Raw genomic sequence first — 23,664 nt, forward strand, 5'->3', positions numbered from 1 at the left:
AAAACCCTCAATACAGTTTTCAGACGACGTTTGACTTTTCTGCCTGCCTTAAATCTCGCTACCACCGACGGTCAGTCCCGAATCAATCCGCAAGGTCGGTTGTCCGACGCCGACAGGAACGCTCTGCCCGTCTTTACCGCACACGCCGACACCGCTATCCAACGCAGTATCGTTGCCTATCATGGAAACATGTTTCAACACTTCAGGGCCGTTGCCGATGATGGTTGCGCCTTTGACGGGATATTGCAGTTTGCCACCTTCGACCCACCACGCTTCGGATGCGCTGAAGACGAATTTGCCGCTGGTGATGTCCACCTGTCCGCCGCCGAAGTTGACGGCGTAAATGCCTTTATCGATGGACGCGATGATTTCGTCGGGTTCGTAGCCGCCGTTTTCCATAAAAGTATTGGTCATGCGCGGCATAGGGGCGGAGGCGTAACTTTCGCGGCGACCGTTGCCGGTGGATTGCGTACCCATCAGGCGGGCATTGGTTTCGTCCTGCATATAACCGACCAAGATGCCGTCTTCAATCAATACGGTGCGGCGCGTTTCGTTGCCTTCGTCGTCGATATTGAGCGAGCCGCGCCTGTCAGCAATGTCGCCTTGGTCAACGACGGTAACGCCTTTGGCGGCAACGCGCTCGCCGATCCTACCTGAGAAGACGCTGGTTTCTTTGCGGTTGAAATCGCCTTCCAAGCCATGTCCGACGGCTTCGTGCAACAACACACCCGGCCAGCCGTTGCCCAAAACGACGGTCATTTCGCCTGCGGGTGCAGGGCGGGATTCAAGATTAATCAGGGCTTGTTTGACGGCTGAATCGATAAACTGCCGCACCAAAGTTTCATCGAAATAAGCCAAGTCGTAGCGTCCGCCACCACCTGCGCTGCCCTGTTCGCGCCTGTCGCCCTGTTTGGCGATGACGGTAACGTTCAGGCGCACCATCGGACGGATGTCGGCAGCGTGTCTGCCGTCGAGGCGGGCGATGTAAATCATGTCGTATTCGCAGGTCAGTCCCGCCATCACTTGCACAATGCGCGGGTCGGCGGCTTTGGCAAGCGTTTCCACTTTGTTCAATAAGGCAACTTTGGCGGCAGAATCAAGACCGATAATGGGACTCAGCGTCGCATGAACGGATTTGCCGTGTGCAACGGACGGTGCTTTGACAGAAGCTTCGCCGCCTGCCGCACCGATAACGCGGACGGCTTGGGCGGAACGGTTGATCGAATCGATACACAAACTATCCGCATAGGCAAAAGCGGTTTTTTCACCTGAAACAGCGCGCACGCCCACCCCCTGATCGATTTGAAAACTGCCCGATTTGACGATGCCCTCTTCCAAATGCCAACTCTCAAAAGCAGTGCGCTGGCAGTAAATGTCGGCGTAATCGACGTGATGCGCGCCGATGATGCTCAGGCTTTTGGCGAGCAGCTCAGGGGAAAGGTGATTGGCTTCGAGCAAATCGCGCTGTACGGTAGCGTAAGTTGAGTGCATGGTTTTCAGACGACCTTCAGGGCTAGATAAACTTGGGGCTTGATTATACGGCATTTGTTATGGCTTTGGATATGTCGATTGTTTGTATTTATAAGTGGTTAGGGTCGTCTGAAAATAAGGGGCGGATAGGAATGGTTTCTCAGATGGGTCGGTATTTACATAATTAAACTGTTTTGAATATTGCATATTGTCATTTCATGCTGTACATTTGTATTCAAATGAATACAAAACAAATCAAACGAATATGAGTGCAACAAACCGTATCCCAGTCAGCGTGAGAATTACTCAGGAAGACGCTGATTTTATTGCTGAATTAAAAATCGAAGGCGCGAATACGCCGTCTGAAAAAATCCGCGAGCTGCTCAAGCAGGCGCGTTTGGCGCATACGCAGACGCGCGATTACGGTTCTGCGCTGACGGCGCAGGAGCAGTTTTTCCAAGCGGCGAAACATGATGTTCTGTACGCAGAAAAGCAGGCGGGTGTGCATTCGCATATCGTGGCGCGCTTGTTTGAACAACTGCCCGACTTGGGCGCGACGCTTGCCGCCGACCTGCCTGAAGAAGCCGACCTCGACAGTTTGAAAAAATATGAACGCGAACTGATGTGGCGCATCGTCCGCCTGACCGACAGCATCTTGCAGCTCGCCGTAACCGGCAAAGGCGCGGCATACGACGATACCGTGCTGCAACAGCTTGAAAACACTTTGAAACTGGCGAAGATTGTGCAGCAGGCGGGCGAGGTTTAGGGCGTAAATGGAAGGCTGACTGACAAATGAAAATCTATCATTGGCTGCTTACCGGTATGTTCATCTATCCCTCTTTGGCTGCGAGCGCAGACGGCGGCGCACAACCTGTTACCGAGCAGCAAGTCCTGCGGCTGACCGAAATTTATGTGACGCAGCATTACGGTAAAGAAACCGCTCAAGCGCAAAAGCCATATCGGGTGAAAAAAGACCGGGAACATTGGATTATCAGCGGCAAGCCACCTAAAGCATTGGGCGGCAATTTCCGCGCCGTTATCAGAGCAAACGGTCAGCTGGAAGAAATCACGCATAGCAAGTAGTGTAAGGTTTGAGGTCGTCTGAAATCCCCTTCCCTCTCATTCCTAAACATTCATGTCGGACATCAAAGACAGAGGCAAACTGATGGAAAAATGGATAGCAGAAGCATATGAATTATTTGCACCTTACAGTGTGCGCTTCCCGCTGAATATCTGCACTTGCAACAGTTGTTCTCCCGAAGATTTCCAACAGGCGTTGTTGGAATATCCGTTGCGCGAGATTCCTACCGATATGTTGCAGGCGTATTTGGGCAGCGTGCCTTTGGACAAAGGAGCTGCGACGGCTCTCGACATGAAACATTTCCTGCCGCGTATTTTGCAGGCTTTGGTCAACGAGGAAGATGTCCGATCGCTTGATGAAACGTTGCTCGATAAGTTGCGTTGCGATTTCCCCGAATGCTGGACAAAAGAAGAAATCGATTGGTTAAAACGTTTCGCCGCCGCTTGGTTTGACTCGCAACTGACCGCGCCCCGCTACGAAGGCTGCTTGGTCGTTTGGCTTAATATGTTTCAATTCGCCGGATTGGATGTTGTTGACGAACTGCTGGCAGTTTGGACGGAACAGGCGGATAAAACGGCAGCTTTACGCGAATTTGTCGACTTGTATTTAGAGATTCCGTATGGCAGCAACGAGCCGGATTGGTACAAAGTCTGCTATCTACCCGAGCATTGTCCGAATAGAACGCAATTCGCTGCCCGACTGTCGGCTTGGTTTACCCACCCGAATACCCGCACCACATTCAGACGAGCTTTAGAACAAGCCCTGCTGGAAGGCAAAGAAGACGAAAACGAAACATTGTCATGGGAGCAATGTTACGACTGGTTGGCACAATCGAATGCCGGCTAAACACAATATTTCTCATGATTTTATAAAGAAAGGAAAATCCAAATGAGCGAAACCCTATCCCGCAGAGTGGGCCGTCTGGTAAGCGGCGGTTTTCATGCCCTGATTGATGCGGCGGAAAACCTTGTGCCTGAGGCGGCAATGAACGAGAGCATCCGCGAAATCGAGCGGGCGGTGGACGAAGTGCGTGCCGAGTTGGGCAAAGTGTTGGCGCAGAAACACCTCGCAGCCAAGAAAATGGCGGACGAGAGCAACCGCCACGAAGCCATCGATGCCAACCTGCAAGCTGCCGTAGCGGCGGGGCGCGACGATCTTGCCGAGGCGGGTATCGCCGAACAAATGGACATCGAAGCGCGTCTGCCTGTTTTGGAAAACACCATCGCCGACTGTGCCGCGCAGGAGAAAGAGCTTGAGGGCTTTATCGCCGCCTTGCAGGCGAAAAAACGCGAGATGCAGCAGCAGTTGCAAGACTGGCGCGCCGCGCAGCAAAGCGCGGGCGCAGGCAAAGCGGCAGGCGGCAGCGACCTCAACCGCATCGCCCGTGATGCCGAAAAAAGCGGCAACGCCTTCGACCGCGTGATGGGTCGTCAAAACGCGGTACACAGCAGTACCGATGCGGCGCAGTTGGAAAAATTGAAGGAATTGGAAGATTTGAGCCGCAACAACCGTATTGCTGAACGATTGGCAGCGTTGAAGGCTGGAAAATAAGTTTTCAGACGACCTTCTTTATCAGAAAGGGTCGTCTGAAAAGAAAAACGCCGCGCGGAGCTTATCCTTGCGGCGTATGGCGGAACGGATTAATCGAATCAGTAGTCGATACGTTCGCTGATGATGCGTAAATCCGGCCATGAGAAAACGATGTCGTATTCGCGTCCGTTTTTGAAGGCTTCGGCTTTCAATACGGGGCGGCCGCGGCGGTCATCGGCTTCGATTTCGTGAACTTGGTAGCCGCGTCGTTCGAGAATCCGCATGACTTGTGCGCGTTTTTGCTCGAAAGACGGATCGCTGTAAATTTGGTGTTCGATGTAGTCGTCATCGTAATACTTGCCGTCGCGGTAACGGTAGTCGTCATAACGGTCGTAATCGCGCTCATAACGGTCATCATAGCGGTCGTCGTAACGGTCATAACGCTGCTCGTAGCGGTCGGTACGATAGTCGTCATCGTAATAGTCGTAAGGATAAGGGGCGGCACAAGCGGTCAGTGCGATACTGCCTAAGAGTAATACCGGTAAGAGTTTTTTCATGTCGTATCCTTTCGGGACGTGGGGTAAGTCAAATCAAGAATATTCGGAAGCGGATTATAAATCAACGCGTTCTACGAGAATGTTCAAATCGGGATAAGACATCACGATTTTGTATTCCAAGCTGCCTTTGTAGGCCTCAAATTCCAAAACGGGTCTTGCCCAATGCAGGTCGGTGTCGGAATCGTGGACTTCGTAGCCTCTGCTGTGCAGGATAGACAAAGCGCGGTCGTGGTGTTGCGCGAACGCGGGGTCTGTCTCCATGCGGTATTGGGCGTAGTCTTCGTAAAGGTCGAAACCTTCTGCTGCAAGAAAAATGGCGCAAACAGCGGCGACAGGAAGCAGCAATTTTTTCAAAAGCGGTTTGGACGGTTTTGTATATTGCGACTGAGAATGTTTCATTTCGTTCCCTTTGCGTCTGTTGTCGGTATAGACATTTAAACACGCAGGACTTAGGGAAAAGTTAGGAGCAGTTTCAGACGACCTTTCTTTACGATACGCACAGGTCGTCTGAAAAATAGGGGAATTTGATGATTTTTGCCATTTTGATCGGCTTGCTAACCGCCGTATTGCTTTACTTTGTGATGTTTAAGGATTGGGAAGAATTTGTCGAATGCGTCGAATTCTATTGCACTCCCGACATTTTCAGCGCGCTTCGGGGGCGGTATTGGGATGACGTATGGGCGGAAACCAAAATCCTGCTGTGGCTGGGCATCAGCGTAACAGCTGGCGTATCTGCCTATTTCTGGCTCGAATAGAACCGACGTTTTAAGGCTGATACGGTCTTATTGCCGCGAACAGTAAATAATTGAAAGGAATGTCAAAATGAGCAAAAAACACACCTACCGCACCGCGACAACATGGACGGGCAATCTCGGCGAAGGCACATCATCCTACACCGCTTATTTGCGCAACTTTACCGTTTCCGCCGAGGGTAAGCCCGACCTGCACGGTTCCGCCGACCCTGCTTTCCGCGGCGATGCAGATCGCTGGAACCCGGAAGAAATGCTGTTGGCCGCCGTTTCTGCCTGCCACAAACTATGGTACCTGCACCTGTGTGCCGACGCGGGCATTTGCGTTACCGCCTACACCGATCACGCCGAAGCGGTGATGGACGAAGGCGGGAATGGGAACGCGGGGCGTTTCGTCTCTGCCGTGTTGAAGCCGCGCGTTACCATCGCCGCAGGAAGCGACCGCGCCAAGGCTTTGGAACTGCATCACGAAGCGCACCGCCTGTGTTTCATCGCCAACTCGGTCAACTTTCCGATTGAATGCCGCGCCGAGATTGAGAGCAAAGAGGTCGTCTGAAAACCGAATGTCTGTTTGGGATGCACGGATAGGTCAAATTCAAATAAGGCATACCTAATGCCGTCATTCCCGCGCAGGCGGGAATCCAGACCTCGATTCTAGAAGTATTATTTGAAGATTGCCGTCATCTCAAACTTCTGGATTCCCGCCTGCGCGGGAATGACGACAATCAAACATTCAAATTTTCGCAAGCAGTCTATTTAAGGTCGTCTGAAAGTTGACAGAACAAGGAACGGAATATGTGGAATTTAATCAACGCCCCCGAAACGGAAATCTTCGGCATCGCCATAGCGCTGATGGTTTTACTCGGCGTGTTGGAAGTCATCTCCATGCTGGCGGGCGGCATCAGCGACTGGCTGGACAACCTGCTGCCCGACAGCCTGACCGAAACCGCGCACGCCGAAGTCGGGCTGGATGCAGCGGACGCGGGCGTGTTCGTCAGGTTTCTGAGCTGGCTGTATGTCGGTCGCGTGCCGGTGTTGATGCTGATGGTCGTGTTCCTTGCCGTGTACGGGCTGACGGGCTACCTGTTTCAGACGACCTTTGCCGCCGTGTTCGGTAGCTATCTGAACGGATGGCTGGCGGCAGTCGCCGTATGGTTCCTCTCGCTGCCGCTGGTGCGCCTGACCGCAGGCGGACTGTACAAAATCATGCCCAAAGACGAAACCACCGCCGTTTCGCAGGAAAGCCTGATCGGACGCATCGGCACAGTGGTGCTGGGCGAGGCGCGGGCAGGCAGCGCAGCGCAGGTGCGGGTGAAGGATGTGTACGGGCAGCAGCATTATGTGATGGCGGAACCGGATTCCGACGAAGTGTTGAAACAGGGCGACGCGGTGTTGCTGGTGTCGCTGAAGGGAAATACGTTTAAGGCGATTTTGAATCCGAGCGGGAGTTTGGTGGATTGAGGTCGTCTGAAAAGATATAGTGGATTGAATTTAAACCAGTACGGCGTTGCCTTGTCTTGCCGTACTATCTGTACTGTCTGCGGCTTCGTCGCCTTGTCCTGATTTAAATTTAATCCACTATAAACGTCAGTTTGCAATGAACCGTCATTTTTATCAGATTAGAAAAACAAAACGGGGATAGATATGGATCATTTGGCGCAGCCTGAGCGCGATATGCAATCCCGCATCGAAGCGTTGAAAAACAAGCTGCCGCGAGGGGTTATCGCTGTCGGCGACGGGCTGCTGTTTAAACATTCGTTATTTAGAGGTTTGTTGTTTCAACCCTTGGTTGCTTTCTTGTTCGGTCTCATCGGCGTGGGCGGCCTCTGGCTGAAGATAGTGAAATGGATGGATCTATCGCTTTCAAGCAACATGACTTGGCTGCTGGCTATTGTATTCACGCTATGGTGGTTGTGGCGTGCGGAACGTTGGTGGTGCGGGCTGACGACCCGGAAATCGATTTATATTGATCGCGAAAAATTGATTATTTACGGTGCATTCGGACGCATCCGTTATCAAGGCGGACATGACGGGGCTTACAGGAAGTTTAACCATATACGGGACATCGTCGGAGTCAGTCTGATTACCGAACGCAAAGGAACAACATTAATCGGCGGGCTGCTGGGCTTAGGAAGACACAATATTTGTACAACAGCTTCCCAAAACGCATTTATTGAATTAACAGGTTGGCAGTGGAATTCAAGGTAAGATACCCAGCTATCAGACTGCGAAAAAAGAAACACACAAGAATATTGATAAAACACAAAACAATAATCAGGAAAACAAATTTGTATGGATAACTCTCTTAACAACGAGCCAAGTTTGGAAAAATCCAACCCGGCAGCATTATGGCTGAAACGGACAGCGGTCTTAATATTGTGGCTTGCCGCGTTTCTGTCGGGTGTAACGGCTTTGTATGGTCTGACCAGAGTGGGCAATGAACCTGCAAATCTGATACTCGTCGCCTTATTGTCGGCAGGGGCGTGGTACGGTATCTATTTCGGCGGACGACTGACAGGCTGGTTCAGGTCGTCTGAAAACCCGCAAATCCGCTACCCCGCCATTCATTGGGCAATATGGACGCTTGAAACATTTTTCGCCTTATTTTTTGCAAGCATCATTTTCGATAAACAAAACATAGGATTGGTGGTTTTTTGCCTGATTTTTAGCGGCTTGGCGGGCGTGTCTGCATATTTGCGCGGTAAACGGCTGATTGCCGATTACCGGCTACGGAAAAATACCGAAGTCCGTGCAACGGTATGGCGGCTGATATGGAGCTTTATTTTTGCACTGTTATGGTCGGCAACCATCTTGCTCTGCCTGTATGCGCTTCTGCGCCAAATGGCATTGCCTGAAGGAATTGAGCCTGCTACTTTCTGCTTTATCTTCATCCTAACCGTACTGTCGGGATGTGCTGCATATTACTGCTGGAATGGGTTGGCAAAATTGTTCCAAAAATATGCACAACAACAGAAAACGTGGTAGGTCAGATATCCGTCTCCGATGTAATTCGACATGATGCCTATTTAGATAACCAAGTCCGTAGCGTGGGCTTCGCCCACGAGGCAAACAGCTCGGATGATCGTTTGATTCGAACGGCAGTAGGTTTTGCGGGCAAAGCCCACGCTATGGCTTGCAAAAAACAGAAATGGTGCGCAATTATCGCCCACCGCAGATTTTTAACTTTTTCAGACGACCCCAAACCCTAAAAAAACCGTCTGAAACCACGCCCCTCAAGGGTATATCGACAACAAGAAAGGAAAACCCATGAACTTAGTTTCCATCGGCATCATCGCCGGCGTCATACTCGTCGCGCTGTTTGTACTCGGCCTTATCCTCACCCGCCTGTACCGCCGCGCCAGCAAAGAAGTCTCCTTCGTCCGCACCGGTTTTGGCGGCGAAAAAGTCATCATGAACGGCGGTGCGATGGTGCTGCCCGTGCTGCACGAAATCATCCCCGTCAACATGAACACATTGCGTCTCGAAGTGCGCCGCGCGGCGCAGCAGGCGTTGATTACCCGCGACCGGATGCGCGTCGATGTGATGGCGGAATTTTACGTCCGCGTCAAACCCAGCGCAGAAAGCATTGCCACCGCCGCACAAACGCTGGGTATGAAAACCATGTCGCCCGACGAATTGAAAGACCTCGTCGAAGGTAAATTCGTCGATGCCCTGCGCGCCGTCGCCGCCGAAATGGCGATGGAAGAGCTGCACGAAAAACGTGTTGATTTCGTTCAGAAAGTGCAACAAGTCGTGAGCGAAGATTTGTTTAAAAACGGTCTCGAACTCGAAACCGTCTCCCTGACCGGCCTCGACCAGACCAGCTTCGAGTTTTTCAACCCGCAAAATGCGTTTGACGCGGAAGGTCTGACCAAACTGACCGAAACCATCGAAGGCCGCCGCAAAAAACGTAACGAAATCGAACAAGACACTGATTTGGCGATTAAAACCAAAAACCTCGAAGCCGAGCAGCAACGCCTGAAAATATCGCGCGAAGAAGAATACGCCAAACTCGAACAAGAACGCGAAATCGCCGTGCGCCGTGCCGAACAGGAAGCCAGTATCGCCGAGCAGGAAGCGCAGAAAAAACGCGAGGCGGAAGAAGCCAAAATCGCTGCCGAACGCGAAGTGGATTTGAAACGCATCGCCGCCGAACGCGACATTAAAAACGAAGACATCCGCAAAGCCCAAGCTGTCGAGCAGGCGGAGGTCGAACGCCGCAAAGCCATCGAGCTTGCCGAACAAGACCGCGCCATCGCCGTTGCCGAGAAATCGCGTGCCGAATCCGAAGCCAAAGCCGAGGCAGACAAAGCCCGCGCCGCCGCCGTGCGTGAAGAAGAGAGCGTGATTACCGTACGCGAAACCGAACGCGCCGAGCGTGCCAAAGCGGTCGAACTGATTGCCGCCGAAGAAGCCGCGCAAAAAGACGCGATCTCGCTCACCGTTGCCGCCGAAGCCGAGAAACAAGCCGCGCAAGACCGCGCCGAAGCCGTGCGCATCGCCGCCGAAGCCGAAGCGGAGAAACAACGCCTGCAAGCCAAAGGCGAAGCCGATGCCAAAGTCCTGTTGGCACAAGCGCAAGAGCAGCAATACAAAGTCGATGCCGAAGGTACCCGTGCCGTGAACGAAGCCGCCAACGTCCTGAGCGTCGAGCAAGTCGAAATGCAAGTGCGCCTCGCCCTCTTGAAACACCTGCCCGACATCATCCGCGAATCCGTGCGCCCGATGGAAAACATCGACGATATCAAGATTCTGCAAGTCAACGGCTTGGGCGGATTCAGCGGTGCTGCCAACGGCTCCGAAGGCGTATCGGACGGTCAAACCACACAAGCCAGCCTCGCCGACCAAATGGTCAACAGCGCCCTGCGCTACCGCAGCCAAGCCCCGCTGGTTGACGGCCTCTTGAAAGAATTGGGTCTGAACGGCGGCGACATCAACGGTCTGACGCAGGGGCTGGATAAAGGCATCGGCAAAGAATAAGCCGCTTCTTCGTAAAGAAGGTTCAAAAGCAAAGGTCGTCTGAAACCCGAAACAGGGTTTCAGACGACCTTTTGTCAGATGTTTTAGTATAAAATCCCACTTTATTTTTTCTCCCCGTCCTTATCCCATGCGCCTGACCCACATCAAACTCTCCGGCTTCAAATCTTTTACCGACCCGACCACGATTCATGTTCCGGGGCAGCTTGTTGCGGTTATCGGGCCGAACGGCTGCGGCAAGTCGAATGTGATTGACGCGGTGCGCTGGGTGTTGGGTGAGGCTTCGGCGAAGCAGCTTCGCGGCGAGAGTATGCAGGACGTGATTTTTAACGGTGCGGCGACGCGCCGTCCTGCGCCGAGGGCTTCGGTGGAGCTGGTGTTTGACAACAGCGACCACAGTTTGCAGGGCGCGTGGGGGCAGTATGCCGAAGTGAGCATCAAGCGGCAGCTGACGCGGCAGGGTGAATCGACTTATTTCATCAACAATCAGACTGTGCGCCGCCGCGATATTACCGATTTGTTCTTGGGTACGGGAGTGGGCGCGCGCGGTTATGCCGTTATCGAGCAGGGGATGATCTCGCGTATCATCGAAGCGCGGCCGGAGGAGTTGCGCGCCTATATCGAGGAGGCGGCGGGCGTGTCCAAATATAAGGAACGCCGCAAGGAGACGGAAGGTCGTCTGAAAGACACGCGCGAGCATTTGCAGCGTTTGGGTGATTTGCAGAACGAATTGGCGCGTCAGGTGGAAAAGCTGGAAAAACAAGCGGAAACCGCTGAACGCTACAAATCCCTGACCGCGCAGTTGAACCAACAACAGGATTTGCTCGATTACGCCCAATGGCAGCAATCGCTTGCCGCCGCCGACAAAGCGACCGCGCAGCATCAGTCTTTGCAGGCGCAGCAGGACGAAACCGCCGCGCAGGTTCAGGCGTTAAACGACGAAGTACACGCCTTGCAGACTGCCGAACAGGCGCAGCAGCAGGCGGTACACGAATTGAGCAACAAACGCGGCGTGTTGCGCGAGCAGATTGCCCGTTTGGAAGAACAAATCCGCCATCAGCAAAACCTGCACCAACGCATCGAACGCGACAAGCAGGCAGCACAGGCGCAGATGCAGCGCATCCATCAGGAGCAGCAGCAAATCCGCGTGCAGCTTGAAGAAAACGAGTTGCAGGCCGAAGAAAAGCAAACCGAATTGGCGGAATGGGCGATGCAGGTTGCCGAACACGAAGAGCGTCTGCCCGAATTGGAAGAAGCACAAGCCACGCTCAACGCCGCCTTCCAAATCCAGCAGGACGAGGCAAACCGCATCCGCCGCGAACTGGCGTTAAAGCAGCAGCAGCTTGCCCATGCCGAACAAACGATTGCCAAGCACGAAGAGCGCAAAGGTCGTCTGAAACAGGAAAACCAAGCCCTGAACCTGCCCGACGAAGCCGAAACCGCCGCCGCGCAGGAAGCCGCCGCCTTGTTGCAAAGCCAGCAAGAGCATTACGAAGAACAAATCATCGCCGCCGAAGAAGCCTTACACGCCGCCCGCGAGGCGTTTCAGACGGACTCAAACCGCTTCCAAAGCCTGAAGCAGCAACACATCACCTTGCAGGCGCAGCAGCAGGCGTTGTCGCAAATCCTGTCGCAACAGCAGGAAGCCGCCGACTTCTGGCAGGCAACCGACCACGCCGCCGCACCGCAACTATGGCAACACATCACCGCGCCCGCCGAGTGGCAGCACGCCTTGTCCGTCCTCCTTGCCGAACGTCTGCACGCCCGTAGCGTGCCGCACGGCTTCGTTCCGCCCGCGCCTTTGCCGCAGGGGCAGGCGGCATGGCTTTCAGACGACCTCTCCGGCGGCATCAAAAAATCCCTGCCCGTACAGGCATTGCTGAACCAAATCCAAGCGCAGCCGCCGTTTCAGACGGCGTTGCACCACTGGCTTGACGGCGTATTGTGCGCGCCCGATTTGAGCTACGCCCTCGCGCATCAAAGCGATTTGGGCGCACACCAAATCTGGCTCACGCCCGAAGGCCATCAGGTCGACAAAGTCAGCGTCCTGCTCTATGCCAAACCCGCGCAGGAAAGCCTGATTGCCCAAAAAGCCCGTCTCGACGGCATCGCGTCCGAACTGGAAAACCTCGCCCCCGAACTTTCCGCCGCCGAAGCCGCGTTCAAACAGGCGGAGGCCGCCGTGCGCTCATCTGAAACGCAGCACAAAAACCTGATGCAGCAGCAACAGCAGCACACGCGCCAATACAGTCAAGCGCAGCAACGCGCCGCCGAACTTTTAGCGCGCACCAACCAAGGGCAAATCCGCCGCGAACACATCGAGCGCGAACTGGCGCAGTTGGCGGAAGAACAGACCGTGTTGCAACACACGTCCGACGGGCTTTCAGACGACATCGCTACTTTGCAGGAAGCCGCCGCCGAACTCGAACACCAACAGCAAACTACCGCGCACAACCGCCAAGAGCAGCAAGGCCGTCTGAAACAGGCGCAGCTTGCCCTGCTGGAAGCCAACCGCCAATACGGGCTTGCCGAAGTCGCCGTCCACAAGCTCAACCAGCAAAAACAAAACTACCAACAGCAAATCGTCCGACTCGAGCAGCAAACCCTAGACTGGCAGGAACGCCAGCAAGAGCTTGCCCTCGCCTATGAAACCGAGTTCCAAAACGACGAGCAGCACATCAAGCTCGATGAGCTGACCGAAGCCGTGCACACGCTGGACGAAGAATACATCGCCGTGCGGGACAAACTCGCGCAGATTCAGGAACAGGGCAGGGAACAATACGCCCGCGTACAAACCCTGCAAACCAAGCTGCCGCAGCTTCAGGCAGCCACCCAAACCGCCCTGTTGCAGCAGCAGGAAGCCCTGATTAACGCCAAACGCTACCATCAAAACCTGACCGAACGCGCCGCCGATTTGGACGCGCTCGAAGCGTTGGCGAAAGAATCGCCAAAAGTATTGAACAGCAGCATCGGCAGCCTCACCCAGCAAATCGAAGCCCTCGGCGCCGTCAACCTCGCTGCTCTGCAAGAACTCGAAGAAGCGCGCGAACGCGACGGCTACTACCGCAGCCAAAGCGAAGACGTGCAGGCAGCCATTACCCTTTTGGAAGAAGCCATCGCCCAAATCGACGACAAAACCAAAGCGCGCTTCAAAGAAACCTTCGACGCCGTCAACGGCAAAGTCCAAACCTTCTTCCCGACCCTGTTCGGCGGCGGCGAAGCCACCCTCAAAATGATAGGCGACGACCTCCTGACCGCCGGCGTGTCCATCATGGCGCGCCCGCCCGGCAAGAAAAACAGCACCATCCACCTCCTTTCCGGCGGCGAAAAAGCCCTCACCGCCATGAGCCTCGTGTTCGCTCTGTTCAGCCTCAACCCCGCCCCCTTCTGCCTTCTGGACGAAGTCGACGCCCCGCTGGACGACGCCAACACCTCGCGTTTCTGCAACCTGGTCAAAGAAATGTCGGCGCAAACCCAGTTCCTCTACATCTCCCACAACCGCCTGACCATGGAAATGGCGGAACAGCTCGTCGGAGTAACCATGCAGGAAAAAGGCGTCTCGCGCGTCGTCGCCGTGGACATCAAGCAGGCGTTGGAAATGGCGGAGCCGTGATGAAGTGGTGGAGTTTTGCTTGTTTGAATTTGAAATAGGAAAGGTCGTCTGAAAGTGTATTTTCAGACGACCTTTTTTAAGATATACAGGCTGCGTGTTTAATCATCGTTGTAATCGTAGTAATCATTGTACCAGTCGCGGTATTTACGATAGTGGTGTTTATGTCTTTTGTAGCGTGCCTCACGGTAGTAAGGATCGTCATAGTCGTAACCATCACGATCGTAGCGGTAGTCGTGGTAACGGCGGTCGTACCAATAGCTGTCGTTGTCTTTCTGGTTCATTTTTTTATTTCGATAGGCGTAGGCATTACCTGCCAAACCACCTGCTACCGCGCCGATGAACGCGCTTTGTTCATCGTTACCCAATAGTCCGCCTAAAGCTGCGCCTGCTGCTGCACCGATAAGGGTAGCTTTTCTTTGGTTATCAGTGCCCCTAGCTTCCGCATTGATGGAGGGGAGGCTGAGGCTGGCGGCGAGCAATACCGCCATAAGTGGTTTCATAGTCATTGTTTCGTCCTTTCGTGAAACACGGCAGGTGCCGGAGAATGGTCAGCATTATAGTCATTCTTTTGTTCGCTGTTCATTTTTCTGTAGAAAATTAGCGTAAACAAATGTTGTTTGTTGAGGCGCGATTGCTTGGTTGATAGATTGGAAGTATTAACTATAGTGGATTAACTTTAAACCAGTACGTCGTTGCCTCGCCTTGCCGTACTATCTGTACTGTCTGCGGCTTCGTCGCCTTGTCCTGATTTAAATATAATCCACTATATATTGGATTTGGCGGTAACAAAACGCCCCGAAGCGACAATACGGTTTCGGGGCGTCGGGTTTTCAGACGACCTGTGCGGTGTCTGCAACACTTATTTGAAAAAGCCTATTCTTCAGGCAGCCGCCATACGGACAGAATGAATCCGCCCCAGATGACGACGAGTGCGATAATCATCATAACGATGGCTGAGGTACTCATTCTTGGTCTCCTTGTTCATGTTCGTGTTCGTCTTTGACGTTGAAGTTTTGACCATGTTTCCAAGGCAGAAGCGACAGCAACACGGCGATGACAATCAGACCGATCGACATACCCCAGCCGAAGATATTGAGGAAATCGTCGGGATAGTTCGAGTAGTTCTCTTTAAGCAGGCCGATTGTGTCTTGGTACAACATATAGCCGAGCATGGCAACGGTAAAGATGACGCAGGCAGTCCAAATCGTGCCGACGCGGACGGAGGAGAGTGCGTTCAGGTGGTTGCGCAGCTCGGGCAGTTTGCGCAGGGCGACGATGGCCAATACATAAACAAAGCCGACAGCGACGATGCCGTAGGTGTTGACGAATTTGTCCAAGACGTCCAAAACGGGCAGGCCGGTGGTCGTGCCGAAGAGCAGGGTGGAGATAATGCCCATCGGAATGCAGACAAGCAGGGTGGAGTTGACGCGGCCGATGTTCAATTTGTCCTGAATGGCGGCAACGATGACCTCGACGATGGAAATCATCGAGGTAATGCCTGCGAATACCAGCGAACCGAAGAATAATACGCCGATCAGCGCCCCCATCGGAGCTTGGTTGATGATGGTCGGGAAGGCGATGAAAGCCAAACCGATGCCGCTGGAAGCCACTTCGCTGACGGCTTGTCCTTTGGCTTGCGCCATAAAGCCCAGTGCGGCGAATACGCCGATCCCGGCAAGCAATTCAAAGCTGCTGTTGGCAAAGCCGACAACCAAGCCGGTACCGCCCAAGTCGGTTTTTTTCTTCAGGTAGGAAGAGTAAGTCACCATGATGCCGAAACAGATGGAGAGCGAGAAGAAAATCTGACCGTATGCGGCAACCCAGACTTTCGGATCGGCAAGTTTCGACCAGTCGGGCGTAAACAGCGCGTCCAAGCCCTTAGCCGCGCCCGGCAGCGTCAGCGAGATGCCGACCATTATGATGAACATAATCAAAAGCAGCGGCATGAAGAACGAAGATGCACCCGCCACGCCTTTTTGTACGCCTAAAGCCATGATGATGCAGGTAAACAGCCATACGCCGATCAGCGGGCCGACGACTTTGCCGACAAAATCCAAGCCAAAGGCTTCAGGACCTGCCATGTTCAAAAAGTCTTTAAAGAAAAACGCCTGCGGATCTGCGCCCCATGCGGCGTTCAGCGAGTAGTAGGCATAGCTTGCCGACCAGCCGATGATGACCGCGTAGTAGATACAGATGATGACGTTGGTCATGACGTTCCACCAGCCCACAGGCTCAAACCAGCGGCCGAGACGGCGGAAAGCCAGCGGAGCGGAGCCGCGGTAGCGGTGGCCGATGGCGTAGTCAAGCAGCAGCAGCGGGATGCCCGCAGTCAAGAGCGCGACCAGATAAGGGAGGAGAAATGCGCCGCCGCCGTTTTCGAAGGCGATGTAGGGGAAACGCCAAATGTTGCCCAAGCCGACGGCAGAGCCGATGGCGGCAACCATAAACGCGCGGCGGTTGTTAAACGTCGCGCGTTCGTTTGTTTTGGAATCAGACACTTTGATACCTCTTGCTTTGATGTGGTATGAAAACAGCCGCTTGGCGGCTTACGGTTATAGAAATGAGGTCTGACAGGGGTAATGTCGTCTGAAAAAACAATCGGCTTGTGACCTTTTGTTTACAATCTATGGCTGTATCGTAAAAAAATTTAACAGGCTTGGCAAGTGGGAAACAGATTTAAGTTGCGTTTCGGGCAGCTCTGGGAATTTCAGACAACCTTGCATTGCCCAAGGGCGGGGTGAGTTTGCCGGATGTAGACGTTATTGTTTTTGGCGTTAGGGCTTGTTGCGCAATTCGGTATGAATCCGAATACACATTCCTTTTTAAGGAATGACGTAAAAAATAAAAGGTCGTCTGAAAACCGATTTCAAAGTTTCAGACGACCTTTTATCTTTTCCAACGAACTCGGTTTACCCCCTGCGCAATACGGCGTTGTTGACGTATTTTTGGATGCCGGTGGCAATAGCATCGGCGCATTGGCGGCGGAAGGAATCGCTGCCGAGCAGCCGCTCTTCGGTCGGGTTGGACAGGAAGGCGGTTTCAACGAGGATGGACGGGATGTCGGGCGCGCGCAGGACGGCGAAGTTGGCTTCGTCAACGCGGCCTTTGTGGAGTTGGTTGAGTTTGCCCAATTCGGTCAGGACGGAATGTCCGAGTATGCGGCTGTCGCGCATGGTAGCGGTTTGGGTCATGTCGAGAATGGTGTTATCGACGCTGCGGTTGCCGCTTTTAAGGACGCCGCCGATGGCGTCGGCGTTGTTTTGGGTTTGGGCGAGAAATTTGGCGGCGGAGCTGGTCGCACCTTTGGTGTTGAGCATATACACGCCGGTACCGCGCGCCGACGGGCTGGTGAAGGCGTCGGCGTGGATGGAGACGAACACGTCGGCATTGCGGGCGCGGGCTTTGGCAACGCGCACGCCTAACGGGATGAAGATGTCTTCGTTGCGCGTCATGTAAACGGTGTAGCCTATGCCTTCGAGGCGTTTTTTGGCTTCGCGGGCGATGGAGAGGACGACGTTTTTCTCTTTCAAGCCGCTCGGACCGATCGCGCCGGGGTCTTCGCCGCCATGACCGGGGTCTATCATGACGACAGGACGGCGACCGCCGCGGTTGGAACGCGCAGGCGCGTCTTGGGCAATGTTCGTGCGCTCGGCAGGACGTTGCGTTTGCATGCGGTTCGGCGGATTGCCGTTGAGCAGCGCCATCATCGGGTCGTTGGCATCGACACCGTGCGGATAAAGGTCGATCACGAGGCGGTTTTTAAAGCCGCCGACAGGGGCAAGCGAGAAGACTTGCGGATGGGCGTTTTGCTTGAGGTCGATCACGACGCGTACGGTCGTCGGGGTGTTTTGTCCGGCGCGGATGCTGCGGATATAGGGGTCGTCGGGCAGGACTTTGCCGGAAATGCCTTGCAGGACGCTGTTGATGTTGGCATTTTGGATGTCGACGACGAGCCTGCCGGGGTTTTCCAAAGCGAAATGCTGATATTGCAGCGCGCGCGAGCTTTCGATGGTGATACGGGTATAGGCGTGCGAAGGCCAAATACGGGCGGCGACGAATTGGGCAGGCGGCGCGGCTTTGGCGAGGGCGGAGGCAATCGGCGTGAGGGTGAACAACAGTCCGGCAGTTTGGCGGACGACTTGTCTTCGTGTCAGTTTGAATTTAACCATGCTTCTAAACTTTTTTGTCCGTTGGCGGTGTGTGCGGTAGCGGTGCAGGTCCTGCCCTGCGCGGCGTGATTCAGGGATACGGTGATGTCTGCGGGCGGAGTGAACGCGCCGCCCTGTTGCGGCCATTCGATGATGCAGACGCTGTCAGGGGAGAACAGGTCGTCCAGACCCGCATCTTCCCATTCTTCGGGCGAGGCAAAGCGGTAGAGGTCGAAATGATGGAGCATGAACGCTTCCAGCGGGTAGGATTCGACGATGGCGTAGGTCGGGCTTTTGACCGCGCCGGTGTGTCCGAGTCCGCGCAGGATGCCGCGCGTGAACGTGGTTTTTCCCGCACCCAAATCGCCTTGCAGATGGATGACCAATGGCGCGCGCAGCGATTTTGCCCAACCCCCGCCCAGCTTGAGTGTGGACTCTTCGTCGGGAAGCTGGCGGGAAAGGGATGCGCCGTCGCTCATGAAATCAGCCTTATCGTGTTCTAAAAACCTTAATTATGCTGTATTTACGGGCATTTGCAAACATAAGGGAGGATAAAGTTAGATAAAGATGTTCCATATTTAACCGGTTTTTGCTTGTGAATGCTGCTTTGCTATTTATTAATTAACCTTTATACGACAATTTTATGTCCAATCTTTAAATCCACGGCTTTTTCGATTTAAAGTACGTTCACTATAAAAAACTTTACATTTGCCTCAAACAGGTTTAAAACTCTTCCTTTCTCATATTCAGAAATTTGTTAACAATTTCCCCCTAAGGAGCTCAACATGAAAGTAGGTTTCGTCGGCTGGCGCGGCATGGTCGGTTCGGTTTTGATGCAGCGTATGCAAGAAGAAAACGACTTCGCCCACATTCCCGAAGCGTTCTTCTTCACCACTTCCAACGTCGGCGGCGCGGCACCTGATTTCGGTCAGGCAGCTAAAACATTATTGGACGCGAACGACGTTGCCGAACTGGCGAAAATGGACATTATCGTGACCTGCCAAGGCGGCGATTACACCAAATCCGTGTTCCAACCCCTGCGCGACAGCGGCTGGAACGGCTACTGGATTGATGCGGCGTCCTCCCTGCGCATGAAAGACGACGCGATTATCGTCCTCGACCCTGTCAACCGCAACGTCATCGACAACGGCCTCAAAAACGGCGTGAAAAACTACATTGGCGGCAACTGCACCGTTTCCCTGATGCTGATGGCGCTGGGCGGCCTGTTCCAAAACGATTTGGTCGAATGGGCGACCAGCATGACCTACCAAGCCGCATCCGGTGCAGGCGCGAAAAACATGCGCGAACTCATCAGCGGCATGGGTGCGATTCACGCCAAAGTAGCGGACGAGCTTGCCGATCCTTCCAGCGCGATTCTCGACATCGACCGCAAAGTGTCCGATTTCCTGCGCAGCGAAGACTATCCGAAAGCCAACTTCGGCGTACCGCTCGCCGGCAGCCTGATTCCGTGGATTGACGTGGATTTGGGCAACGGCCAGTCCAAAGAAGAATGGAAAGGCGGCGTGGAAACCAACAAAATCCTCGGCCGCAGCGACAATCCGACCGTAATCGACGGCTTGTGCGTCCGCATTGGCTCTATGCGCTGCCACAGCCAAGCCATCACCCTGAAACTGAAAAAAGACCTGCCTGTTTCCGAAATCGAAGCGATTTTGGCAGGCGCGAACGACTGGGTAAAAGTCATCCCCAACGAAAAAGAAGCCAGCATCCACGAGCTGACCCCTGCAAAAGTTACCGGTACACTGTCCGTCCCCGTCGGACGCATCCGCAAACTGGGCATGGGCGGCGAATACATCAGCGCGTTTACCGTCGGCGACCAGCTCTTGTGGGGTGCAGCCGAACCTCTGCGCCGCGTATTGCGCATCGTGTTGGGCAGTTTGTAAGATTCGCAGTTCAAACAAAAAGCAACGGTTTATCCGTTGCTTTTTTATCAAGGTCGTCTGAAAGTAGCAGGGGTGGACGGATTTTTGAATTTAACGGTTTAAAGTGATTTACATAGAAACCTTATGCCGTCATTCCCGCGCAGGCGGAAATCTAGAAATTTGACATCATGGCAATTTTGTAAATCTTTCTGAAGCTCCGAAATCGAGATTCCCTCCCGCGTGGGAACGACGGCATGAATAAATTTTCAAACTCTACCTGTGCAATGCCTCCAAGGTCGTCTGAACGTCCTTTCAGACGACCCCTTCTTACATTTTCAGCTAAAATACGCGCCATTAAAGGACAAAGCCATGATGACGCCCGAAACCCAGAAACAGCTCAAAATCACCGACGTTTCCGCCAAGAAGCTCGACAAACTCAACCTCCATACCGCATGGGATTTGGTTTTGCATTTGCCGCTGCGTTACGAGGATGAGACGCACATCATGCCGATTAAGGATGCGCCGATCGGCGTACCGTGTCAGGTCGAGGGCGAAGTTATCCATCAGGAAGTAACGTTCAAACCGCGCAAGCAGCTGATTGTCCAAATCGCCGACGATTCCGGTAGCGTCCTTTTTCTGCGCTTTATCCACTTTTACGCCAGCCATCAGAAACAGATGGCGGCCGGCAAACGCATCCGCGCCGTGGGCGAAATCAAACACGGGTTTTACGGCGACGAGATGATTCATCCCAAAATCCGCGATGCGGAGAGCAGCGGTTTGGCGGAAAGCCTCACGCCGATTTATCCGACTGTAAACGGCTTGAACCAGCCCACTTTGCGCCGCATCATTCAGACGGCGTTGGACGTTACGCCGCTGCACGACACGCTGCCCGATGCCTTATTGGGTCGTCTGAAACTGCCGCACCTCGCCGAAAGTCTGCGCCTTTTGCATTCGCCGCCACCGAGTTTTACCATCCACCAGCTTTCCGACGGCGCGTTGCCAGCATGGCAGCGGCTCAAATTCGACGAACTTTTGGCGCAACAGCTTTCCATGCGGCTGGCGCGGCAGAAGCGCGTCAGCGGCACGGCGGCGGCATTGGGCGGCGACGGCACGTTGACCCAAGCCCTGCGCCACGCCTTGCCGTTTGCCCTGACCGATGCACAAGAAAGGGTCGTGTCCGAAATCCGCCGCGATATGGCGCAAACCCACCCTATGCACCGCCTGCTGCAAGGCGATGTCGGCAGCGGCAAAACCATCGTCGCCGCCTTGTCCGCCCTGACCGCCATCGAATCCGGCGCGCAGGCGGCCGTGATGGCGCCGACCGAAATCCTTGCCGAACAGCATTTCATCAAGTTCAAACAATGGCTCGAACCGTTAGGACTCGAAGTCGTCTGGCTCTCCGGCAGCCAGCGCAAAAAAGCCAAAGACGAAGCCAAAGCCAAACTCGCCGACGGCACCGTCAAAATCGCCGTCGGCACGCACGCCCTATTTTCAGACGACGTCGAGTTCCAAAATCTGGGCTTGGTGATTGTGGACGAACAGCACCGCTTCGGCGTCGCCCAACGCCTCGCCCTCAAAAACAAAGGGCGCGACGTCCACCAGTTGATGATGTCCGCCACGCCCATCCCGCGCACGCTCGCCATGAGTTTCTTCGCCGACTTGGACGTGTCCGTCATCGACGAGTTGCCGCCCGGGCGCACCCCGATTAAAACCCGCCTCGTCAACAACGTCCGCCGCGCCGAAGTCGAAGGCTTCGTCCTCAACATCTGCCGCAAAGGGCAGCAGGCATACTGGGTCTGCCCGCTGATTGAAGAAAGCGAAACCCTGCAACTGCAAACCGCTACCGAAACCTTAGAGCAGCTTCAGGCAGCCTTGCCCGAACTCAACATCGGCTTGGTACACGGGCGCATGAAGGCCGCCGAAAAAGCCGAAGTCATGGCTCAGTTTGCCGCAGGCCGTCTGAACGTCTTGGTCGCCACCACCGTCATCGAAGTCGGCGTAGATGTGCCCAACGCCGCCCTGATGGTGATCGAACACGCCGAGCGCATGGGCTTGGCGCAGCTGCACCAATTACGCGGGCGGGTAGGGCGTGGCGCGGCAGAAAGCGTGTGCGTCCTCCTGTTTGCCGAACCTTTGAGCGAACTTGCCAAAGCGCGGCTGAAAGTCATCTACGAACACACCGACGGCTTCGAAATCGCCCGCCAAGACCTCAATATCCGCGGCCCCGGCGAATTTCTCGGCGCGCGCCAAAGCGGCGTCCCCATGCTGCGCTTCGCCAACCTCGAAGAAGACCTGCACCTCTTGGAACAAGCGCGCGAAATCGCCCCTTTGCTGATTGAACAAAACCCCGAAATCGTCGAAGCGCATCTGGCAAGATGGCTTGCCAGCAGGGAAGGGTATTTGGGCGTGTGAGGTCGTCTGAAAAAACACACTCTATATCCCTGCCAACCGTGCCGTCATTCCCGCGCAGGCGGGAATCCAGACCTCTGATTTTCAGAAATATTCAACGATTACCGCAGTATGGACTTTGCCCACGGATGCAGTTTGCAGAAATGTCAGTTGCGGCAGGTCTCTATATATTCTCGCGTGCAAAGCCCACGCTACGGCAGCCGCTTGCAGATACCCGCAAGTGATGTAAGTCAGATTCTTGAATCCGACATTTTGGACATTGGAGAAATAGCTTGCAGTGGCGGGCAGGTTAACGGCTTATCGGATATATGCAGCAAGCCGTATCGATGTAGGTATTTTTAGAAAAAAGGTCGTCTGAAACAAGTTTTCAGACGACCTTTTTGCCTTATCAGCTTATATTGTAGCGTGGGCTTTGCCCACAGATGCGGTTTGCAGAAATATTGGTCTCGGCAGGGCGTTTATGTTTTACCGGTGAAACCAGCCATATTTTCAGACGACGGGTTTAGTCAAACTAAACGTTCAAAAATAAACTAAATATCTATAATTACCTTTTTAGTATGACCGTTTATCTGAATTAAAATCCGTTTATCAAATTTGTATAAAAAATTAACATAAAATCATCGTATTAAAAATATATAAAACTTCAAAATACCGCTTGTCTAAAAACTATACCGTTTATCAAATTTATTTCAATATTATTAAAATAGGTATGAAAGTGACGAAATACGTCATATGACATAAAACGTTTCCCTTTTTTTCTCGAAAATGACAAAACACGTCATATCCCCCAAAAAATTCTACGTCATAAAAAAGCCCGAATCTGCCAGAAAAATCTCTCAAAACAAATTTAAACCTATTAAAAACATAAAATTACAAAATATTTTCACGAAAAATCCAAAAAAATCCAGACTTGGCACATCACCTGCTTGATACATTACGTCCGGCAAGGAAACGAAGCAACGAAGCCCGAACCGGGAAGCTGTATATTCCTTCTACTTGATGGTTTTACTCATAAAACAAGAGAGCCAAACACATTACGGTTTTTTAACAACAAACAATTTATTCACAACACTTTTTAAACTGGAGTTTATTAAATGAAAGCAATCCAAAAAGGTTTCACCCTGATCGAATTGATGATCGTCGTAGCAATTATCGGTATCCTGGCCGCTATCGCCCTGCCGGCTTACCAAGACTACACCGCACGCGCCAAAGTATCTGAAGTTGTACTGGCTGCTTCCCAATGCCGTACC

The 23,664-nt window shown here is 53.5% G+C and carries 21 protein-coding genes and 2 pseudogenes; 14 read left to right on the forward strand and 9 right to left on the reverse strand.

Annotated features, from left to right (window positions below):
- Positions 1-48: 48 nt before the first annotated feature.
- Positions 49-1,545 carry a metalloprotease TldD gene (gene tldD, locus DBY90_RS04305; protein ID WP_199904692.1) on the reverse strand — a complete coding sequence of 499 codons (1,497 nt, stop codon included), beginning with the start codon at positions 1,543-1,545 and terminating at the stop codon, positions 49-51.
- A 190-nt stretch (positions 1,546-1,735) separates the two neighbouring features.
- Here tldD and DBY90_RS04310 point away from each other — a divergent pair, with 190 nt between their 5' ends.
- The 4 genes from DBY90_RS04310 to DBY90_RS04325 are packed head-to-tail and all read left to right on the forward strand — an operon-like array spanning position 1,736 to position 4,102.
- Positions 1,736-2,236, forward strand: coding sequence for a hypothetical protein (locus tag DBY90_RS04310; RefSeq protein ID WP_070493407.1), 501 nt, complete (start codon positions 1,736-1,738; stop codon positions 2,234-2,236).
- A gap of 26 nt (positions 2,237-2,262) precedes the next feature.
- A complete protein-coding gene (locus DBY90_RS04315) occupies positions 2,263-2,553 on the forward strand; it encodes an NTF2 fold immunity protein (protein ID WP_070493410.1) in 291 nt (96 codons plus the stop codon).
- Between the two features lie 52 nt (positions 2,554-2,605).
- Positions 2,606-3,397 carry a hypothetical protein gene (locus DBY90_RS04320; RefSeq protein WP_234405099.1) on the forward strand — a complete coding sequence of 264 codons (792 nt, stop codon included), beginning with the start codon at positions 2,606-2,608 and terminating at the stop codon, positions 3,395-3,397.
- Positions 3,398-3,439: 42 nt separating this feature from the next.
- The gene (locus tag DBY90_RS04325) at positions 3,440-4,102 is read left to right on the forward strand and encodes a PspA/IM30 family protein (protein WP_070493413.1); all 663 of its coding nucleotides are present in this window, start codon (positions 3,440-3,442) and stop codon (positions 4,100-4,102) included.
- Positions 4,103-4,200: 98 nt separating this feature from the next.
- On the opposite strand, the gene DBY90_RS13635 is transcribed toward DBY90_RS04325, so the two are convergent.
- Positions 4,201-4,638, reverse strand: a complete 438-nt coding sequence (locus tag DBY90_RS13635) for a PepSY domain-containing protein (protein WP_003743671.1) — start codon at positions 4,636-4,638, stop codon at positions 4,201-4,203.
- Between the two features lie 54 nt (positions 4,639-4,692).
- The gene (locus DBY90_RS04335; RefSeq protein WP_003743670.1) at positions 4,693-5,037 is read right to left on the reverse strand and encodes a hypothetical protein; all 345 of its coding nucleotides are present in this window, start codon (positions 5,035-5,037) and stop codon (positions 4,693-4,695) included.
- A gap of 128 nt (positions 5,038-5,165) precedes the next feature.
- Here DBY90_RS04335 and DBY90_RS04340 point away from each other — a divergent pair, with 128 nt between their 5' ends.
- From DBY90_RS04340 to DBY90_RS04350, 3 genes are all read left to right on the forward strand, one after another.
- Entirely contained in the window at positions 5,166-5,393 is a 228-nt protein-coding gene (locus DBY90_RS04340; RefSeq protein WP_070865239.1) for a hypothetical protein, read from the forward strand.
- A gap of 67 nt (positions 5,394-5,460) precedes the next feature.
- On the forward strand, positions 5,461-5,943 hold the full coding sequence (locus DBY90_RS04345; RefSeq protein ID WP_107986581.1) for an OsmC family protein: 483 nt from the start codon (positions 5,461-5,463) through the stop codon (positions 5,941-5,943).
- Between the two features lie 239 nt (positions 5,944-6,182).
- Positions 6,183-6,848 (forward strand): YqiJ family protein, encoded by a 666-nt coding sequence (locus DBY90_RS04350; RefSeq protein WP_003743667.1) that lies wholly within the window; start codon positions 6,183-6,185, stop codon positions 6,846-6,848.
- On the opposite strand, the pseudogene DBY90_RS04355 reads toward DBY90_RS04350, so the two are convergent.
- Positions 6,839-7,000: pseudogene (locus DBY90_RS04355) on the reverse strand (IS5/IS1182 family transposase); the annotation flags it as partial. The gene DBY90_RS04350 and the pseudogene DBY90_RS04355 sit on opposite strands and share 10 nt — an antisense overlap.
- Positions 7,001-7,031: 31 nt before the next feature.
- Here DBY90_RS04355 and DBY90_RS04360 point away from each other — a divergent pair.
- From DBY90_RS04360 to smc, 4 genes are all read left to right on the forward strand, one after another.
- Positions 7,032-7,595: a hypothetical protein gene (locus tag DBY90_RS04360; protein ID WP_003743664.1), complete on the forward strand. Its 564-nt coding sequence runs from the start codon at positions 7,032-7,034 to the stop codon at positions 7,593-7,595.
- Between the two features lie 84 nt (positions 7,596-7,679).
- Positions 7,680-8,372 (forward strand): transglycosylase, encoded by a 693-nt coding sequence (locus DBY90_RS04365; protein ID WP_107986583.1) that lies wholly within the window; start codon positions 7,680-7,682, stop codon positions 8,370-8,372.
- A 282-nt stretch (positions 8,373-8,654) separates the two neighbouring features.
- The gene (locus tag DBY90_RS04370) at positions 8,655-10,367 is read left to right on the forward strand and encodes a flotillin family protein (RefSeq protein ID WP_003743659.1); all 1,713 of its coding nucleotides are present in this window, start codon (positions 8,655-8,657) and stop codon (positions 10,365-10,367) included.
- 127 nt (positions 10,368-10,494) lie between these two features.
- Positions 10,495-13,977, forward strand: a complete 3,483-nt coding sequence (gene smc, locus DBY90_RS04375) for a chromosome segregation protein SMC (RefSeq protein ID WP_107986585.1) — start codon at positions 10,495-10,497, stop codon at positions 13,975-13,977.
- A gap of 98 nt (positions 13,978-14,075) precedes the next feature.
- Here smc and DBY90_RS04380 read toward each other — a convergent pair whose 3' ends face one another.
- The 5 genes from DBY90_RS04380 to tsaE form a co-directional block, all read right to left on the reverse strand.
- Positions 14,076-14,483, reverse strand: a complete 408-nt coding sequence (locus DBY90_RS04380) for a YMGG-like glycine zipper-containing protein (protein WP_070493441.1) — start codon at positions 14,481-14,483, stop codon at positions 14,076-14,078.
- Between the two features lie 367 nt (positions 14,484-14,850).
- Entirely contained in the window at positions 14,851-14,943 is a 93-nt protein-coding gene (locus DBY90_RS04385) for a methionine/alanine import family NSS transporter small subunit (RefSeq protein WP_009311042.1), read from the reverse strand.
- Positions 14,940-16,475 carry a sodium-dependent transporter gene (locus DBY90_RS04390; protein ID WP_070492510.1) on the reverse strand — a complete coding sequence of 512 codons (1,536 nt, stop codon included), beginning with the start codon at positions 16,473-16,475 and terminating at the stop codon, positions 14,940-14,942. Before DBY90_RS04390 ends, DBY90_RS04385 begins: the two co-directional genes overlap by 4 nt.
- Before the next feature lie 411 nt (positions 16,476-16,886).
- Entirely contained in the window at positions 16,887-18,146 is a 1,260-nt protein-coding gene (locus tag DBY90_RS04395; protein WP_070492509.1) for an N-acetylmuramoyl-L-alanine amidase, read from the reverse strand.
- Positions 18,128-18,604 carry a tRNA (adenosine(37)-N6)-threonylcarbamoyltransferase complex ATPase subunit type 1 TsaE gene (gene tsaE / locus DBY90_RS04400; protein ID WP_070492508.1) on the reverse strand — a complete coding sequence of 159 codons (477 nt, stop codon included), beginning with the start codon at positions 18,602-18,604 and terminating at the stop codon, positions 18,128-18,130. The genes DBY90_RS04395 and tsaE overlap by 19 nt, the downstream gene beginning before the upstream one ends.
- A gap of 306 nt (positions 18,605-18,910) precedes the next feature.
- Between tsaE and asd the strand changes: the two genes are divergently transcribed.
- The 3 genes and pseudogenes from asd to DBY90_RS13640 all read left to right on the forward strand — a co-directional run.
- Positions 18,911-20,026: an aspartate-semialdehyde dehydrogenase gene (asd, locus tag DBY90_RS04405; protein WP_070492507.1), complete on the forward strand. Its 1,116-nt coding sequence runs from the start codon at positions 18,911-18,913 to the stop codon at positions 20,024-20,026.
- 348 nt (positions 20,027-20,374) lie between these two features.
- Positions 20,375-22,417, forward strand: a complete 2,043-nt coding sequence (gene recG, locus DBY90_RS04410; RefSeq protein WP_107986587.1) for an ATP-dependent DNA helicase RecG — start codon at positions 20,375-20,377, stop codon at positions 22,415-22,417.
- Positions 22,418-23,508: 1,091 nt separating this feature from the next.
- Positions 23,509-23,620, forward strand: a pseudogene (locus DBY90_RS13640) (prepilin-type N-terminal cleavage/methylation domain-containing protein); the annotation flags it as partial.
- Between the last annotated feature and the right edge of the window lie 44 nt (positions 23,621-23,664).

Source organism: Neisseria mucosa (genome assembly GCF_003044445.1).
GTDB classification, from domain to species: Bacteria; Pseudomonadota; Gammaproteobacteria; order Burkholderiales; family Neisseriaceae; genus Neisseria; species Neisseria mucosa_A.

Bases quoted from the DNA above. Each gene is read 5' to 3' on its own strand.
- tldD (WP_199904692.1), bottom strand. From the start codon at position 1,545: ATGCCGTATAATCAAGCCCCAAGTTTATCTAGCCCTGAAGGTCGTCTG.
- DBY90_RS04310 (WP_070493407.1), top strand. From the start codon at position 1,736: ATGAGTGCAACAAACCGTATCCCAGTCAGCGTGAGAATTACTCAGGAA.
- DBY90_RS04315 (WP_070493410.1), top strand. From the start codon at position 2,263: ATGAAAATCTATCATTGGCTGCTTACCGGTATGTTCATCTATCCCTCT.
- DBY90_RS04320 (WP_234405099.1), top strand. From the start codon at position 2,606: ATGTCGGACATCAAAGACAGAGGCAAACTGATGGAAAAATGGATAGCA.
- DBY90_RS04325 (WP_070493413.1), top strand. From the start codon at position 3,440: ATGAGCGAAACCCTATCCCGCAGAGTGGGCCGTCTGGTAAGCGGCGGT.
- DBY90_RS13635 (WP_003743671.1), bottom strand. From the start codon at position 4,638: ATGAAAAAACTCTTACCGGTATTACTCTTAGGCAGTATCGCACTGACC.
- DBY90_RS04335 (WP_003743670.1), bottom strand. From the start codon at position 5,037: ATGAAACATTCTCAGTCGCAATATACAAAACCGTCCAAACCGCTTTTG.
- DBY90_RS04340 (WP_070865239.1), top strand. From the start codon at position 5,166: ATGATTTTTGCCATTTTGATCGGCTTGCTAACCGCCGTATTGCTTTAC.
- DBY90_RS04345 (WP_107986581.1), top strand. From the start codon at position 5,461: ATGAGCAAAAAACACACCTACCGCACCGCGACAACATGGACGGGCAAT.
- DBY90_RS04350 (WP_003743667.1), top strand. From the start codon at position 6,183: ATGTGGAATTTAATCAACGCCCCCGAAACGGAAATCTTCGGCATCGCC.
- DBY90_RS04360 (WP_003743664.1), top strand. From the start codon at position 7,032: ATGGATCATTTGGCGCAGCCTGAGCGCGATATGCAATCCCGCATCGAA.
- DBY90_RS04365 (WP_107986583.1), top strand. From the start codon at position 7,680: ATGGATAACTCTCTTAACAACGAGCCAAGTTTGGAAAAATCCAACCCG.
- DBY90_RS04370 (WP_003743659.1), top strand. From the start codon at position 8,655: ATGAACTTAGTTTCCATCGGCATCATCGCCGGCGTCATACTCGTCGCG.
- smc (WP_107986585.1), top strand. From the start codon at position 10,495: ATGCGCCTGACCCACATCAAACTCTCCGGCTTCAAATCTTTTACCGAC.
- DBY90_RS04380 (WP_070493441.1), bottom strand. From the start codon at position 14,483: ATGACTATGAAACCACTTATGGCGGTATTGCTCGCCGCCAGCCTCAGC.
- DBY90_RS04385 (WP_009311042.1), bottom strand. From the start codon at position 14,943: ATGAGTACCTCAGCCATCGTTATGATGATTATCGCACTCGTCGTCATC.
- DBY90_RS04395 (WP_070492509.1), bottom strand. From the start codon at position 18,146: ATGGTTAAATTCAAACTGACACGAAGACAAGTCGTCCGCCAAACTGCC.
- tsaE (WP_070492508.1), bottom strand. From the start codon at position 18,604: ATGAGCGACGGCGCATCCCTTTCCCGCCAGCTTCCCGACGAAGAGTCC.
- asd (WP_070492507.1), top strand. From the start codon at position 18,911: ATGAAAGTAGGTTTCGTCGGCTGGCGCGGCATGGTCGGTTCGGTTTTG.
- recG (WP_107986587.1), top strand. From the start codon at position 20,375: ATGATGACGCCCGAAACCCAGAAACAGCTCAAAATCACCGACGTTTCC.